This is a genomic window from Alkaliphilus metalliredigens QYMF (assembly GCF_000016985.1).
Classification (GTDB): domain Bacteria; phylum Bacillota; class Clostridia; order Peptostreptococcales; family Natronincolaceae; genus Alkaliphilus_A; species Alkaliphilus_A metalliredigens.
In genome coordinates, this window is the sequence record NC_009633.1 from 3,197,796 (window position 1) to 3,214,270 (window position 16,475).

Annotated in this window: 13 protein-coding genes; 5 read left to right on the forward strand and 8 right to left on the reverse strand. The window is 38.0% G+C overall.

Annotation, left to right across the window (positions count from 1 at the left end; translation table 11 throughout):
• Positions 1 to 17 precede the first annotated feature (17 nt).
• From pdxR to AMET_RS15535, 4 genes are all read right to left on the reverse strand, one after another.
• A complete protein-coding gene (gene pdxR, locus AMET_RS15520) occupies positions 18 to 1,502 on the reverse strand; it encodes a MocR-like pyridoxine biosynthesis transcription factor PdxR (protein WP_012064260.1) in 1,485 nt (494 codons plus the stop codon).
• Positions 1,503 to 1,730: 228 nt separating this feature from the next.
• Entirely contained in the window at positions 1,731 to 1,922 is a 192-nt protein-coding gene (locus AMET_RS15525) for a hypothetical protein (protein ID WP_012064261.1), read from the reverse strand.
• A gap of 27 nt (positions 1,923 to 1,949) precedes the next feature.
• Positions 1,950 to 3,701, reverse strand: a complete 1,752-nt coding sequence (locus AMET_RS15530) for an aldehyde ferredoxin oxidoreductase N-terminal domain-containing protein (RefSeq protein ID WP_012064262.1) — start codon at positions 3,699 to 3,701, stop codon at positions 1,950 to 1,952.
• Positions 3,698 to 4,129, reverse strand: coding sequence for a 4Fe-4S dicluster domain-containing protein (locus AMET_RS15535; protein ID WP_012064263.1), 432 nt, complete (start codon positions 4,127 to 4,129; stop codon positions 3,698 to 3,700). Before AMET_RS15535 ends, AMET_RS15530 begins: the two co-directional genes overlap by 4 nt.
• A 331-nt stretch (positions 4,130 to 4,460) precedes the next feature.
• Here AMET_RS15535 and AMET_RS15540 point away from each other — a divergent pair, with 331 nt between their 5' ends.
• The 4 genes from AMET_RS15540 to AMET_RS15555 all read left to right on the forward strand — a co-directional run bounded on the left by AMET_RS15540 (position 4,461) and on the right by AMET_RS15555 (position 11,093).
• Entirely contained in the window at positions 4,461 to 6,152 is a 1,692-nt protein-coding gene (locus AMET_RS15540; RefSeq protein WP_242661307.1) for an ABC transporter ATP-binding protein, read from the forward strand.
• Positions 6,153 to 6,169: 17 nt separating this feature from the next.
• The gene (locus AMET_RS15545) at positions 6,170 to 8,245 is read left to right on the forward strand and encodes an ABC transporter ATP-binding protein (RefSeq protein WP_012064265.1); all 2,076 of its coding nucleotides are present in this window, start codon (positions 6,170 to 6,172) and stop codon (positions 8,243 to 8,245) included.
• A 732-nt stretch (positions 8,246 to 8,977) separates the two neighbouring features.
• Positions 8,978 to 10,201 (forward strand): arginine deiminase, encoded by a 1,224-nt coding sequence (arcA, locus tag AMET_RS15550; protein ID WP_012064266.1) that lies wholly within the window; start codon positions 8,978 to 8,980, stop codon positions 10,199 to 10,201.
• A gap of 85 nt (positions 10,202 to 10,286) precedes the next feature.
• Positions 10,287 to 11,093 carry a histidinol-phosphatase HisJ family protein gene (locus tag AMET_RS15555; protein WP_049765292.1) on the forward strand — a complete coding sequence of 269 codons (807 nt, stop codon included), beginning with the start codon at positions 10,287 to 10,289 and terminating at the stop codon, positions 11,091 to 11,093.
• A 129-nt stretch (positions 11,094 to 11,222) separates the two neighbouring features.
• On the opposite strand, the gene AMET_RS15560 is transcribed toward AMET_RS15555, so the two are convergent.
• Together AMET_RS15560 and AMET_RS15565 are read right to left on the reverse strand one after the other, a co-directional pair.
• Entirely contained in the window at positions 11,223 to 11,465 is a 243-nt protein-coding gene (locus AMET_RS15560; RefSeq protein WP_041720907.1) for a hypothetical protein, read from the reverse strand.
• Between the two features lie 175 nt (positions 11,466 to 11,640).
• Positions 11,641 to 12,276 carry a GGDEF domain-containing protein gene (locus AMET_RS15565; protein WP_012064269.1) on the reverse strand — a complete coding sequence of 212 codons (636 nt, stop codon included), beginning with the start codon at positions 12,274 to 12,276 and terminating at the stop codon, positions 11,641 to 11,643.
• Positions 12,277 to 12,618: 342 nt separating this feature from the next.
• Here AMET_RS15565 and AMET_RS15570 point away from each other — a divergent pair, with 342 nt between their 5' ends.
• Entirely contained in the window at positions 12,619 to 14,163 is a 1,545-nt protein-coding gene (locus AMET_RS15570; RefSeq protein WP_041720909.1) for a putative polysaccharide biosynthesis protein, read from the forward strand.
• 21 nt (positions 14,164 to 14,184) lie between these two features.
• Here the strand turns inward: AMET_RS15570 and polX are convergent, their stop codons facing one another.
• Together polX and AMET_RS15580 are read right to left on the reverse strand one after the other, a co-directional pair.
• Positions 14,185 to 15,912 (reverse strand): DNA polymerase/3'-5' exonuclease PolX, encoded by a 1,728-nt coding sequence (gene polX, locus AMET_RS15575; protein ID WP_012064271.1) that lies wholly within the window; start codon positions 15,910 to 15,912, stop codon positions 14,185 to 14,187.
• 113 nt (positions 15,913 to 16,025) lie between these two features.
• Positions 16,026 to 16,469 carry an MOSC domain-containing protein gene (locus AMET_RS15580; RefSeq protein WP_012064272.1) on the reverse strand — a complete coding sequence of 148 codons (444 nt, stop codon included), beginning with the start codon at positions 16,467 to 16,469 and terminating at the stop codon, positions 16,026 to 16,028.
• Positions 16,470 to 16,475: the final 6 nt, after the last annotated feature.

A 16,475-nucleotide genomic window follows, 5' to 3' on the forward strand; every position in this document is an offset into this window, starting at 1 on the left:
TGATTAGCTCCTCGGCCTTATAAAATCGGTTTATAGTGTTCAAAGGATTCTTTCTTTTTACTTTCCTTTATTAATAGCTTTGAGATTATTTTACCCAATTTTTCAATACCCACCTCAATCTCATCCTTAGATACCGCAGCAATGCTTAATCTTAATTGTCCAAAATCTTCTTTTCCTAGAAAAAACAGATGCCCAGGTGCAAATACAATATTTTCCTTTAATGCTTCTTCATATAATTTCTTAGGAGAAATGCCTTGGGGTAGTGTCAACCAGAAGTTGACCCCCCCTTTAGGGAGTAAACACTGTACTTCCTTGGGCATCTCTCTCTTTAGACTTTGAACCATACAATCAAAGCGTTCCTTGTATTGCTCTTCCATGTAGGATAAATGCCCTTGCCATATGCCCTTCTCAAGATAGAGGGCGAAAGCTCTCTGCAACAGCCCTGGTGTTGAGATATCCGATGAATGCTTGGCTACAATCAGTTGATCATAGAACCGTGATGGGATCACAAGAAAGCCTAATCGCAATCCAGGCATAAATATTTTAGAAAAACTTTTAATATAAATCACCTGCTGATGTACATCTATGGCTTTTAATGTTTGATTATTCATAGAATAAAAGTTCAGCTCACTTAAGTAATCATCCTCTACTACCACCACTTGATACTTCCTGCAAATCTCAAGTATTTTCTGTTTCTTCTCTCCACTATAGGAGATACCCGTTGGGTTTTGAAAGTTGGGCATGATATAAATTAATTTGGGTCTATGGATAATTATTTTCTTTTCTAGCTCTTCTAATAGAATCCCATCTTCCTCCAAGGCGATATCAACAATTTTAGCTCCCCTAGAGCGAAATGCTGCAATGGCACCAGTATAGGAAGGACTTTCTACAATAACCGTATCACCGTAGTTCAATATCCCTTTAGCAATCAGATCAATTCCTTGCTGGGCTCCAGAAATTACTTGTATATTATCAATTTCCGTATCAATTCCATAGGATTGTATGTATTTTTTTAATATTTCACGCAAGGGGTAATATCCTTGGCTTTCTTGATATCCGAATGCATACCCTTTATCACGATCTAGTACTTCATTCAAAACTGCCTTGAAGTCTGCAACAGGAAAGAGTTCTGGCATAGGTGTGGCACTTGCAAAATTGATCATATTTTCCCCTACCTGTATATACCCTTGATCAATTAATGAAAACCCCTCTTCCTCTGGGACCCCTATCATTTTTTCCTTTGACCCTAAGATTTGCGGGGAAACATAGGTGCCACTTCCTATTTTTTTATATACAAATCCTTCTTTTTCAAGAATGTCATAGGCATTAACTACCGTAACCACATTGATACTTAATGCTTTAGCTAGCTTACGAATAGGCGGAAGTCGTTGATCTCCCTTTATATTATCCTTTAAAATAAGTGTTTTCAATGCCTTATATAGCTGAATGTAAAGGTGTTGAGAATCTTCCTTATCTAATTTTATTTCTCCATAGAACTCCATATACATTCCCCTTATATTTTTGTTTCGATACAATTGTATTATATCATAAAACAAACAGCTTGATACACCCTTGATAAAAATATAGCAACACTCCCTGAAGTCGTTATTCTATACGCAAGAATGCCCAGCAACCGCGACGTAAATCTTACGCAAGGGTGCTAGGCTCCTGGAGCAATAAAGAAGATGAGGGTTTTCCATCAATCTCAAGTATGGTTGTGGTGCCTGCCTTTATTCTTGTCTATATTTGTCTGCTAAGGCCTGAAGCTTATGTGCTTGCATGCCACTCTCTTCTGCAAAGGATTTAAAGGCTTCCAATACCTCTTGGTCTTCAACATGCTTTGAAAACATTTCAAAATCTCTCACCATCTCCTGTGCATCTAAAAGCTTCTTTGTGATTATGTCTCTAGTATTCATGTTCATTCTCAACACCTCCTCACTGTTAGTTTGCTAATTATAATAAGAATTATGCAGTTTCTCTACCTCATGTTGATAAATCATCAGCATCTCTTCTGCCTTTTCACGCTTCAATTTTTTCCCCGCAGCTTCCGTCTCAAAAAAACGTTCTGGAATTTCAATCTGATCTAATGAAAATCCCATTTGCTTCTTTAATTCATTTTTCTCTAAGAATGTTTTAATGGCCATCTCTTTAAGCTGTTCTTCATTATATTGATAACCAATACTCTCTAATGCTTGGACAATCGTTGGATAATCATATATCTTTCTGGCAAACAAACAGATAACAAGACTGTTGAGTAGATTTCTATCAATTTCTTCTTCTATTAGCTTTTCAACCATTTGCTTTATCTGGGAATCATCCATTTCTTGATCAACTGCATATCCTGCATTATCCAGATGGGAATGTCTAGCACCCACAGCCTGACCAACGATATTGCCATACCCCGTATGATATCCTGCCACTTCATTTTTTCCTAAAACCATGGCATATTCTCTTCCACCGTATAATTTAGACAAAAAATCAGTTCCTTCTTTTGCTGATTCATAAAAAATATTGGGTTGCGTGACTAAGTAGCTAATCATTTTTTCATAGATCCTTACTTCTCCAAAATGTGGGACCACAATGGTCTCTTCAGCACTTAATCGTTTTTTATCATAGGCTTCAGTCATCCAAGCAAGAAGCACTCCCGTTGTAATGGCATCGAGACCAGCTTCCTCAACTGACTGAATCAATGTTAACACACCATCTAGATCCAGTATTCCCAACATAGTCCCCAGTGCATAGATTAATTCATGATCATAGGAAATTGTACTACTTCCATATTCATGAGGTTCTCCAAATTGTTTCCGCAAAAGTGCAATATGGATGCATCCAATGGGGCACCCACTACAGGCAATTTTTTTGATTAACCGCTCCTTTGCAAAGCGCTCTCCACTAATTTCATTGGCGTGAACCGACTGATTCCTTTGAAGATTGTTAAAGGGTAGTGCTTTCATATCATTCAACACATTAATATTAATCGAAGTTCCTATTCCATGATATTTTTCCATTAAATCCGTTTCCGTTACCTTGTGATAGATTTCTTGGTACACAGCTCGATATTTTTCTTTATGTTCAATGGGATGTCCTTTTTTTCCTTCTACAACAATGGCTTTTAGACCCTTACTTCCCATAACGCATCCCAGTCCCAATCTTCCAAAATGCCTAAAGCTATCTACGGTAACAGAGGCATATTTCACACCCCGCTCCCCCCCTGGACCGATTACCATGATGGATCGAATCCCCCACATTCCCTTCTGCTCATGTAGCAGTCGGGTTGTTTCATCTATTTTCAAACCCCAAAGGGCTGATGCTTCTTTAAAGTGTACCTTTTCCCCATCTATATGAATATAAATGGGTGTTTGGGAGCTTCCTACCATGACAATGGCATCTATCCCTGCTCCCCCCATGGCCATAGCTAATCTTAACCCGCCATAGCTCTCCCCTAGTTCTCCTGTCAAGGGAGACTTGAACATGGTACAGGCCTTGGTGACAACTGGAAATATGGTATTCATGGGTCCTTTTGTCACGATAATTGGCTGCTCAGATGCCAATGGTTCTCCCCGTAGTTTGCAATATTCCTTGAGAAGCTGGGTTCCCAAAGAAACACCCCCTATATAATCCATTAGATCCTTCCTAATCAATAATTGACTGGTTCTACTACTTAAGTCAATGTACAAAAGACGGATTCCCTCTTCTCTCATATCCTTGCCTCCATGGAAATGACTTGATGTGGACATCTTCTAGCACATATGCCACATTGCCGACAGATGATTGGTTTTTTTGTCTCATAATCAAATTTTATTGCTTGGGCAACACAATTCAATTGACATTTTCTGCAGCCTGTACACTTTTCTTCATTAAAATGTACGCCTCCACCTTCTCTGAACTCCAAGGCCCCTTCAGTACAGGCCTGTGCACAGGAGGGAATCATACAGCCATGACAAATGTTCACCACAACTCGTCCCTGATAGCCTCCACTTGTTTTAACCGTCAAGGCACTTTTCCCTATAAAAAAATCTTCATAAACCGAAGTCGAACAGGCTAACATACATGAGTAACAGCCAATGCATTGCTCAATTGCGTTAATCTGTAATCTTTTTGTATTTTCTTGCTTTCGTGTCTGTTCCATCTGTTCTCCCCCATTTCTTTAGCATTAATGTTGATATCTTCATTGATAAATGAGTATACAACATATATTTTTGTTATATAATGAATCTTATAGATTATTTATATAATTGATAGTAGACTTACTTATAAATGGGTAGTCATATCAATAGCATTTCATTCCACTATTATTTCCGAGGTGTTTTCGATTATACCTCAGTACAGAACAAAAATGACAGAGGAATTGTTTTGCATACATTAAAAAGTTAGGTAATCTAAATTTTATCGAGGTGAATGATATGTCAACTTTTAGGGCTTTAAAACCATTTATTATCAAAAATAAGTGGTACTATATCTTGGGAATTTTGTGGCTTTTATTCGTAGATGGTCTTCAGCTTTTAATTCCAGAAGTATTACGTCATTTCACAGACCGTCTTTCTGCAAACCAATTAGCTATTGGTGACCTCTTCATGTATTCACTTTACTTAGTTCTCATTGGTGTGGGAATTGCTTTCTTTAGATTTCTTTGGCGGATTTATATTATGGGAACTTCCAGAAAACTAGAATATGAGTTAAGGAACATGCTCTTTTCACACCTACAGTCATTATCCTCTAATTATTACAATCACCATAAAACTGGAGATTTAATGGCCCATGCCACCAATGATATCAATGCAGTACGAATGGCCCTAGGTCCAGGAATTGTGATGGTTACTGATGCTGTATTTATGACAGTCATTGCCATTAGTATGATGGCCCTGACGACAGATGTGCGTCTAACAGTTTTTGCCCTTCTGCCTCTTCCTTTTTTAGCCATTACCATCGCTAAAATGGGTAAGGTAATCAATCATCGCTTTAAGTCAGTTCAAGAGGCCTTCTCCTTTATGACGGATACTGTGCAGGAAAATCTAGCTGGGATTCGTGTTGTGAAATCCTTTGTTCAAGAGGATGCGGAAATCCATAAATTTCAAGAAAAAAATCAGCTACATTTTGATCGTAATATGAACCTCGTTAAGCTCTTTGGTCTGTTTCATCCCTTTGTTCAGTTTATCTCATCATTGAGCTTCTTAATTGTTATTTTTTATGGGGGTAGGCTAGTCATCTATGGTGATATCTCTTTAGGAGATTTTATTGCTTTTAATACATACTTAGGCCTTCTGATCTGGCCCATGATGGCTATGGGATGGGTGATCAATATCCTCCAAAGAGGAGCCGCTTCCATGGAGCGCATCAACAAAATTCTCAATTCAAAACCCGAGATCACAGACCAGCCCCAGGCTCAGCCCTTAGAATTCGTTCAAGGTAAAATTGTGTTTGATCGTGTGTCCTTCAAATATCCTAAAAGTGATGAGTATGCTTTAAGGGATTTTTCTTTAACCATAGATTCAGGCAAGAAAATTGGAATTATCGGTCGAACCGGTAGTGGCAAAACCACCATCGCTAGTTTACTACTTCGTCTATACGATATTGATGAAGGAAAAATTTTGATCGATAACCGCCCCCTTGCTGATATTACTTTAAAATCCCTACGGGATACCATTGGGTATGTTGATCAAGATAGCTTTCTATTTTCCACCTCCATTTCTGAAAACATTGCCTTTGGCAAAGATAGCTATCTACAAGAAAAAGTAGTCCATGTAGCTAAAATTGCTCAGGTCCACAATAATATTATGGATTTTCCTAAGCAATATGAAACATTTGTCGGTGAACGAGGTGTCACCTTATCAGGAGGCCAAAAACAACGTATTTCTATGGCTAGGGCCCTGATAAAGGATCCTAAAATTCTTATTTTAGATGACTCACTTTCAGCCGTGGACACTGATACAGAAGAAAAGATTTTAGCTGGTCTAGCTGAAGAAATGAAAGAAAAAACCAGTTTAGTGATTGCCCATCGGATTTCAACCATCAAAGATTGTGATGAAATCATTGTTTTAGATGAAGGTAAACTAGTGGAACAAGGAACCCATGACCAATTAGTAAAGAAGAAGGGTCTCTATTATGAGTTATACCAGAAGCAACTACTAGAGGAAAAACTAGCAGAAGAATAATAACTGGAGGTGTATGCATGAGTCAAAATCATCAAGAAGATAATTTGGGTAAAGCCTATGATAGTCGTTTGATGGCTCGCCTATTGAAATATGCCAAACCCTATTGGGCTTTGCTAATGATTTCCGTGCTATTATTAGTTTTTATTGCTGGAGTTGATTTAGCACGACCTTATTTAATTAAAATTGTCATTGATGACCACATCAATGTATATAATACCCCTGTCTTGGTTTTCAATGAATCTCCAGATGATAACCAGGCGGTATTACATGAAGGTAAGTATTATCTAAGGATAGATGACTCAGCACACTTAGAGCAGGGTCAAGAAACAGCACACTTGGTCCGTTATGAACAAAATACCTACTTAGTAGAAAATTATGTTTCATTACAGGGAAAATCTCATAGAATTGACTCTGTTGATGACGAATATATTCTTCATGTAGAAGAAAATCAGACATATCCAGCCCAGCGATTATCTAGGGAGGAAATCAGTCTCTTTAGAAATAGTGATTTTATTGCAATACGTCAATTGAGCATCATTTTTTTGGCGATTATTACATTGGGGTTTTTACTGAACTTCATTCAAGTTTACATCCTCAATTATGCCAGCAATAAGATTATCTATGAAATCCGTCAGCAGCTCTTCAGTCATCTACAGAGCATGTCCTTAGGTTTCTTTGACAAGAACCCCGTGGGTCGGTTAGTCACAAGGGTGACAAACGATACAGAAACACTTCATGAAATGTATACTAACGTCTTAGTGAATTTATTTAAAGATATCTTTTTATTGACCGGTATTGTCATTATTATGCTCCGAATGAATGTTAGATTAGCACTGATTTCCTTTACGGTGGTGCCCATCATCCTATTATCAGCTAACTTATTTCGTTCTAAAGTACGAGAGGTCTATCGTGAAGTGAGGGTCAAGATCGCTGGGATCAACTCTAGTTTAAACGAGAATATTACAGGAATGAAAACAGTCCATATCTTCAAGCGAGAACAACAGCAATTTGATGAATTTGATAAGATCAACGAAGAGCATTTAATTGCTAATAAAAAACAAATCTTTATTTTTGCTATTTTCAGGCCCTCCATGGAAATCATTCGTTCCCTTGGAATGGCTCTGATCATTTGGTACGGTGGTGCCCAAGTGGTTGGCGGAATCATGGAGTTTGGGGTTTTGTTTGCCTTTATTAATTATTTAAAGCAATTTTTCCAACCCATTAATGATTTAACGGAAAAATATAATATTCTTCAATCAGCCATGGCCTCTTCAGAGCGAATTTTCGCTTTACTAGACACTGAGCCTGAAGTTACCAATGCTGAGCATCCCGTGGAGATCAAAGGATTACAGGGTGAAATTGAATTCAAAAATGTTTGGTTTGCTTATCATGATGAGGATTGGGTTCTAAAAGACATTAGTTTTATCATTCGCCCTGGGGAATCCGTTGCCTTCGTAGGGGCAACAGGTGCAGGAAAATCCTCTATCATGAATCTCATTAACCGCTTCTATGACATTCAAAAAGGGCAAATTTTAGTTGATGGAATTGATATTCAGGATATTCCACTAGATCAATTAAGAAAAAATATTGGTATTGTATTGCAGGATGCATTTATGTTTTCAGGGACCATCAGGGATAACATTGCCCTAAATAACCGTTCCATTTCTCAAGAGGAAATCGAAGCAGTTGCCCAATACGTAAATGCCCATCATTTCATCGAAAGGCTTCCTGGAAAATATGATGAACCCGTTACAGAACGAGGCTCTACACTTTCTTCTGGTCAGAGACAATTATTAGCCTTTGCCAGGGCACTGGCCTTTGATCCATCAATTTTAATATTAGATGAAGCAACATCAAATATCGATACAGAAACCGAGGAGTTAATTCAGGATGCAGTGACAAAGTTAATCAAAAACAGAACAACCATCGCTATCGCCCATCGCTTATCTACCATCCAAAACTGCAATAAAATAATCGTTCTCCACAAGGGTCATATTCGTGAAATGGGAGATCATCAGTCCTTATTGCAAAAGCAAGGAATCTATTACAAGCTCTATCAGTTGCAATATAAAGAAAGCTTATTGCCTTCTTAATAAAACTCGGCTACAATGAAAAGGATTTTCAAGTTCCCTCTTCATTGTAGCCGAGTCTGTTTTATGGTTTTTGCAGGATGACTTTCATCATCCTTCTTTATTTTGCTATTTTTCTTGCTTTTTTGACTTTTAACACTTTTTTACGTTTTGCCTGATTTGCTATTCAACGGTGTATCTGGTGTATTATAAAATTTATTATTCATTTAGCCCCTCTTTTGCATCGCTTTAATGCACAATTCACTTCAATAAAGAATATTGATGATTGCAATCTTGCATATATTGTTTTTAACTGTTTTTTCACCCATGCATAAAACTTCTACCTAATGGTAGAAGTTTTTATATTTTTCATCTAGTTAATTGCATAAGTCATTTAGTTTTCCTGCGGTAAATGCTTTTCGTACATGTCACATTCTTCCAGGGTGCAAGAACTTAATACACAGTGTAAACAGGTCAGTACGTTGCATTGTCTCATTTCTTCCAAATTATTATCGATTCTTTGCTCGTTACTCATAAAACACCCTCCTCTTCTTTTTTATATTATATGTAACTTTATTATAAACTATGTGCAGTTATCTGTCAATTGCAATTTAAAATTATTTTAAAATCATTTTATTGTATTTCCAAAACTTTGAATTTTAAACAATCCCACTTTAGGCATAATAAGTTGAAATATTCGTCAAACTAAGAAAGATGCAGACAATCTACTTATTATGATTAGAAAGGACTGATAAAATGAGTTCTCAACAGCCCATCCATGTTTACAATGAAATTGGACAATTAAACAGTGTATTACTCCATTGTCCAGGGGCAGAAATAGAAAACATTGTTCCCGATTACCTTCGTCGACTTCTTTTTGACGAAATTGCATACTTAAAGCAAGCCAGAAAGGAACATGCACAATTTGCAGAAATCTTAGAAAATGAAAGCGTAGAAGTTCTCTACTTAACAGATCTTATGGCAGAGGTTTTAGCAGATTCTCAGGTACGCCAAGGATTTTTAGAAGACTTTATGGAAGAAGCCCGGGTGGGTACCGAAGGGTTAAGGGAAGCTTTACGAAACTTTTTTTCAGCCATGACACCTCAGGAAATGATTCGAAAATGCATTTCAGGGGTTCGAACCGATGACCTGTCAGACATCAAACCCAAATCCCTTGGTGATATGGTTAAGAACCCGTATCCCTTTTACCTTGATCCTATTCCCAATCTTTATTTCCAAAGAGATCCCTTTGCTACAATTGGAAGCGGGGTTACTTTAAATGTAATGGACAGTATCACAAGAAATAGAGAGACACTTTTCCCCAAGTACTTATTTGACCATCACCCCCGATTTCAAAATATCCCCAGATGGTACAATCGAGACAAAAGCCATCCTATCGAAGGTGGTGATCAGTTGGTTCTATCAGATAAGGTAGTGGCTATTGGTTTAAGTGATCGCACAGATGCCGTGGCTATTGAAAGAGTTGCCCGTAATTTATTTAAATCTGATGAAAGCTTCGAAACCGTATTAGCATTTGACATTCCTAAAACAAGAGCTTATATGCACTTAGATACTGTATTTACAATGGTGGATCACGATCAGTTTACGATTTATCCTGGAATTGAAAGTCCACTGGATGTTTATAGTTTATCCAAGGGAAAAAAAGAGGACCTCACCATGAGCTATGAGCCTGGCAAGCTTTCTTCCACCTTAAAAAAATACCTAAACCTGCCTGCTGTGAACCTCATTAGATGTGGTGACGGAGACTTAATTGCCGCAGGGCGTGAGCAATGGAACGATGGCAGCAATACCCTAGCCATTGCACCAGGTAAAGTCATTTGCTATGATCGAAACTACGTCACTAATGAAGCACTACGAAGGAGTGGTGTAGAGGTATTAGAATTTGAATCCTATGAATTATCTCGAGGACGAGGTGGTCCCCGTTGTATGAGTATGCCCCTCCATAGAGACAAGCTTTAAATATGGCGGTTTTGACATTTCTCTAAATAGAAGTTAAAATAGATGGAGAATCATGGAAACTACTTTACGTTTGGAGGCGATACTTATGTTTGATTATCACATGCACAGTCACTTTTCTCCCGATGCCTCTATGGCCATGGAGGATGCTATCAAAACTTCGATTTCAAAGGGTTTAACAGAAATTTGCTTTACGGATCATCTGGATTATGATTATGATGGACAGGGCAATGACATTTCCTTTGATTGGCCATCTTATTTAGAGCACATAAACAAACTGCAGCAAAAATACAGTGGTCAAATTGTTATCAAAAAAGGTGTAGAATTTGGATTACAGCCCCATATTTTAGATAAATATGAAAAAGATGTCTCAAACCTTGATCTTGATTTTATAATTGCTTCCATCCATAGTGTTGAAAAACACGACCTTTATGAGGGAAATTATTTTGATGACAAGGACCAGAGTAAAGCGTATTTAAATTACTTTCAAAGTCTATATGACATGCTTCATCACTATGAGCAATATAGTGTTTTAGGCCATTTAGATGTGATTAAGCGTTACGGTCATTATGATATCCTATTACCCTTCGAAGCATTTGAGGAAGTGACAAGGGCTATTTTGAAATTAGTCATTGAAAAAGGACGGGGAATTGAATTAAACACATCGGGGATTCGCTACCAGCTAGGAGATTATCATCCCTCCCTTGATATTTTAAAAGTTTATCGAGAATTAGGAGGAGAGATTATCACCCTTGGCTCTGATTCTCATACACAGAATCAAATTGCATTTGATTTCCCCAATGCACTGAAGGCTTTAGAGTCCATCGGATTTAAGTACATTTCAAGCTTTGATAAAATGAAACCAAGCTTTCATAGAATTGATCATCTCTTATAAAATAACAACACAGTGTACAGACTATTCAAAAGTCTTTAGATTGAAAAACCAAAAAAACCCAGCCACCGAAGCGTATATACTACGCAAGGGTGCTGGGTTTTTGAAACAAAAATAACATGAGAAACTTACTTACATTTGAAGTACGTTAATCACCACTGGTGTATCATTCTGGCAGTGAGGACAATAGAATAAGTGAACACATTGGTCAGAGTCCACCCCATCATTTTTCTTGGTAATTTCTTGGCTTAGATAAGGGCTATAATCATCAAAATAATCTTGGATAGCACCTCGAGCCTCCATTCCTTGGTGACAAGTATCACACTTCACCACATAACTGGCCAACCCATTGCAAATAGGACATACTAATGCCATCTTCCTTCCTCCTTTACCCACTGGCCTTTCTAATTCTAGGGATTGTCTCAGAATTATCTATTCATCTACTTTCTTTTAGTATTGTTTGTCATAGGCTTTTATTCAATCCCCCAAAAAAAAACAGATCACAAGGATCTGTCTTGGTAATATTAGCTAATGATCATTAACGTACTCTCTAGGACTTATTACCTTGGTATTTGGTAATTAGATTATCTAAGGCTTCCCTTAGAAGCAATGCTTCTGTCTTTTCAGTCCTTTGGGAAAGCTTATTTAGGGATTTTAATTGACTTTTCATGTAGTACACCGCCCGTTGCTCCATTTCTTCGCTTTCTGCAATCACCACACGATTTTTTCCTTCTTGCTTTGCTTGCTTCAAAGCGCTAAAGGCCCTCTCAATCAACACTTCTTTATTTTGTCCGTGTTTTGGAAAAGCTGCGATTCCCGCACTCATCTTCAGGCGTATTTCTCGTTTACCATCCTTCAGTTGAAAGGGTTTCCTTTCAATGTGCTCCCTGATTTCTTCTACAATAACAGCAGCTGTTCTGATATCAATATGATCTAAAAGAATATTAAAGTCATCTTTTTGAACCCAGCAAAGCATATCAGTTGCCTTTAAGTTTTGTTTCAGCACATATGCCATCTTTTCGATTACTTCGTCACCTATCATCTCTCCGTAATACCGATTAACCGCATCAAAATTATCGATATCGATTCGTGCAACGACAAAGCGTTCTGTAGAACCCTCCAGCTTGTCTCCTACATACTTTACAAATTCATCATAGGTCATAATTCCCTCTATTTTATGAATCATTGTTTATGCCTCCTTCTCCCCTTATATTTCTTTTTCTTCGATAAACAAACTAAGGACTGACTCAAAAAGTTAAAGTACAAACTTTTGGTCATCTACCTATGAATTAAGTTTAATTTGCTTCTCATTTTAATATAGTACCCATTGGGCTGGCTTATTCACAACAAATTTAAGTAACATGATAATTGCTTTTGATTCTCTCCTTGTATTAAATGTAATAAAACGTCCTTTCTCAGAATATTTATTGAGTATGGCGTAGATTGATAACATCCACCCTTTTGTGAAACACCTGAAATGAACATTATTTCATCTTTACAACCTAAACCAAGTATTGGAGGTGATCCTTTGAAAAAGTCCTCTTTTTTATTCGGAATTATTCTATTAACCATCGTAAACTTCATTGTTCGTTCAATGGGCTTCGTCTATCGAATTATTCTTTCACGTTTGATTGGAGCTGAAGCCATCGGACTTTATCAAATGGTTTTTCCATTCTTGATGGTATTAATTGCAATTCCAACAGCAGGAATCCCAGTAGCCGTTTCTAAAATGGTTGCAAAGGAGAATTCCTTAAGAAATCACACTGGCATTTATAAAATCTTAACCATTGCCCTAGCCATTGGGGGTACCTTATCCTTATTTTTATCCATTTTCGTTTCCCTGAGAATTGAATGGATTACCACAGAGGTCCTTAAAAACCCCCGACTCTATTATTTGATTCTCTTTTGCATACCCTCTATTTCACTCATTAGTTTTTCCAGCATCATTAGAGGATTTTTCTACGGTCTTAAGGACATGCAGCCTGCGGCGACAGCTCAAATCATAGAACAGCTCACACGAATTATCTTTGTGCTGGGATATCTATATTACCAAAGGCCTTCTAGTCCAATTATGTCAGCGATCATTGCAATTATTGGCATCTCAATTGGAGAATTTTTTGGATTATTGTATTTAATTCTACGATTTCAAATTAAAAAATTTAAAAATGTCCCTAGGGTCATCATGGGACCTACAGAGTCCATGCCAGCAATATCAAAATCGCTTCTTTTTATTGCCGTACCCCTAACCTTAAGCCGCTTGATTTCTACATTGATGCAAACAGTTAATGCCGTATTAATTCCCCAACGACTGATTGTGGCAGGTTATTCTTCCATAGAAGCTGTTGAAACATTCGGAAAAATATCCGGAATGGCTATGCCCTTACTTTTTTTACCCTTTACCGTCACCAGTGCATTGGTCATTAATTTGATTCCCAATGTATCTGAGCAAATGGCCCTCAATAATGTAGATGACGTCACCTATAAATCCAATTTAGCCATAAGAATGACCCTGTTGGTTGCCATTCCAACCATGGTTGTCTATGCTATATTTGGTAACCATTTAGCTGAGCTCATCTATAATCACGAGGAGGTCGGGCGTTATTTATCCATCATCAGCTATGGTACCCTCTTTTTGTGCATGCAGCATACCATCTCTGGTATCCTGCATGGATTAGGCAAGCAGGTGGTCACCACCATCAATTATATGCTTGGTATGAGCATTCAGCTCTATTGCACCTATATATTGGTTCCAAATCCTAAGTATGGGATTAATGGATTCTTTATTGGCTTTTTACTTTCTACTTTCATTATCTTTGTGTTAAATACGATTTCTCTTCATCGGATTATCAAACTCAAGGTGCCTTTGATTCAATCCGTTATCAAGCCTGGTATTTGTGCACTTTTTATGATTATGACAATGAATTACAGTTATCACTTTGTTTATGGCTTCATGCATTCCAATACCTGGAGCACCCTATTGGCTTCCACCCTAGGAATCCTAAGCTATGCACTAGCCCTATTGGTTACCAAAACACTAGAAATTCGAACGTTAATGAACATATTTAGAGGATAAGCAACATCTTATCCTTTTATCCTAGGAGTGTGATCCTCTTTTAAAGTAATCCAACACAACCTCCACAGGTTTGGTATTGATGATGTCCTTAGGCTCTAGCCAGCCCTTTCTAGCAATACCAACCCCATACTGAACATCATCTATTCCACTTGTTCTGTGGGCATCAGGCTCAATCACTAACTTCACCCCTTGCTCTTTGGCGTAGCGACACATTCTCCAATCCAAATCCAAACGGTGTGGGTTGCTATTAATCTCGATGGCCACATCATTTACGGCACAGGCTTCAATGATTTTTTCTAGATTAACAGGATAGGACTTCCTTGATAAAAGCAATCGCCCCGTTGGATGCCCCAATATCCTCAGGTACTTGTTTTCTATGGCTTTGATAATTCGCTTGGTCATTATCTCTTCTTCCATATTAAATTGAGAGTGAACTGAACCAATCACATAATCAAAGGAAGCCAATACTTCATCTTCATAATCTAAGGATCCATCGGGGAGAATATCTGATTCAATCCCTTTCAATATGGTAATTTCAGGATATTCCTCTCTGAGGACTTCGATTTCTTGATGTTGTTTTTGTACCTGCTCTACCTTTAGTCCCTTGGCATAAAAGGCAGTTTGACTGTGATCTGATATGCCTATGTATTGGAATCCTTCTTTTATCGCTGCTTGTACAATCTCTTCAATAGAATTAACCCCATCACTATAGTGACTATGCACATGAAAGACACCCTTAATCTCTTTTCTTTCAACTAAATTGGGTATCCTTCCAGCCTCAGCTGCTTCGATTTCTCCCATCCCCTCCCTGAGTTCCGGCGGAATATATGAAAGCTTCAACACATCAAATAGCGCTTTTTCATCCTGAATTGGTAATCTCTCTTCCCCTTTAAACACACCGTACTCATTGACTTTTAGCCCCATAGTCTTAGCACGATGACGGAGGGCCGTATTGTGATCTTTACTTCCTGTAAAGTGATGCAGCGCACTGGCATATTCGCTTTCATCTACCACTCTTAAATCCACATTGATTCCCATATCTAATGACACACTGCTTTTTGTTTTTCCCTGGGCAATCACGTCTGTCACACCTGTCAAGGAAGTAAAAAATGCCATAATATCTTCACGATCCTGTTCCAAACAGCAACCAATGATATCAATGTCCTTTACAATTTCCTTTCGTCTACGAATGCTCCCGGCTAAACTGACCTTTATCATTCTAGAATGTTGCTGGAGTTCTCTAAGCAGCTGATTCCCTAGTGTTAGTGCAGTGGACACCAAATGTTGCCCCCGGTGTTTTTTTATGTGATCTATGCCAGATAAAATTTTATTTTGCGTCTTTTCTCCAAATCCCTTTAAATCAATTAATCTATTTTCCAAGCAAGCGTATTCTAGCTCTCCTAATGTTGTGATGGATCGTTTTTCATAAAGCTCCTTTACTTTTTTCGGGCCAATACCAGGGACTTTTAAAATTTCAAAGAGTCCTTCAGGCGTTTCATCTTTCAAGGCTTCATAGTATGCTAAGTGCCCCTCTTGAACTAGCTCAGTGATCTTTTCAGCTAAAGCTTTTCCGATTCCCTTTACCTTGTGAATTTCCCCGCTGTTGACTAGCTCTTCAATGTCTTCTTCTAACAATTCCAGCGCTCGAGCTCCATTATAATATGCTCTGACCTTAAAGGGGTTCTCTCCCTTCAGCTCTAAAAGCATCCCAATTTCCTCCAATATATTGGCAATCTCCTTTTTATCCATCTTTTCACTCCTTCACCCTTTGCTTCATTTTACCTGTTTCAACTATTATTGACGATTTCCTTCCTAAAAATCAGCACAATCAAAAAAAGCGTCGAAGACGCTCTTTTTATAGGTTATCTATCTTCTTCTATTATTTCGATTGTATCCCCTGGTAAAACAAGTCCACCCTGTATCACCCTTGTAAAAATCCCTTCTCGTGGCATGACACAATCCCCCACTGTGTGGAAAATAGCACAGCGTTGATGGCATTCCTTCCCTATTTGAGTCACCTCTTGAATGGTCACCCCTATCTTAAGCCTGGTACCAATGGGAAGCTCGTATAGGGTGATCCCTTCTGTTGTAATATTTTCAGCAAAATTCCCAGCTTCTAATTCTTCCATACCCAGGGCCTTAATCTTATCAATGCTTTCCTGACCCAATAAGCTTATTTGTCGATGCCAATCACCAGCATGGGCATCCCCTTCCAAACCAAAATTTTCGACGAAGGTCCCCTTTTCAATTTGTTCTTTTGGAATTCCCTTTTCTTTACTGATATTAATCGCCACTACCTTTGCCATAATGAT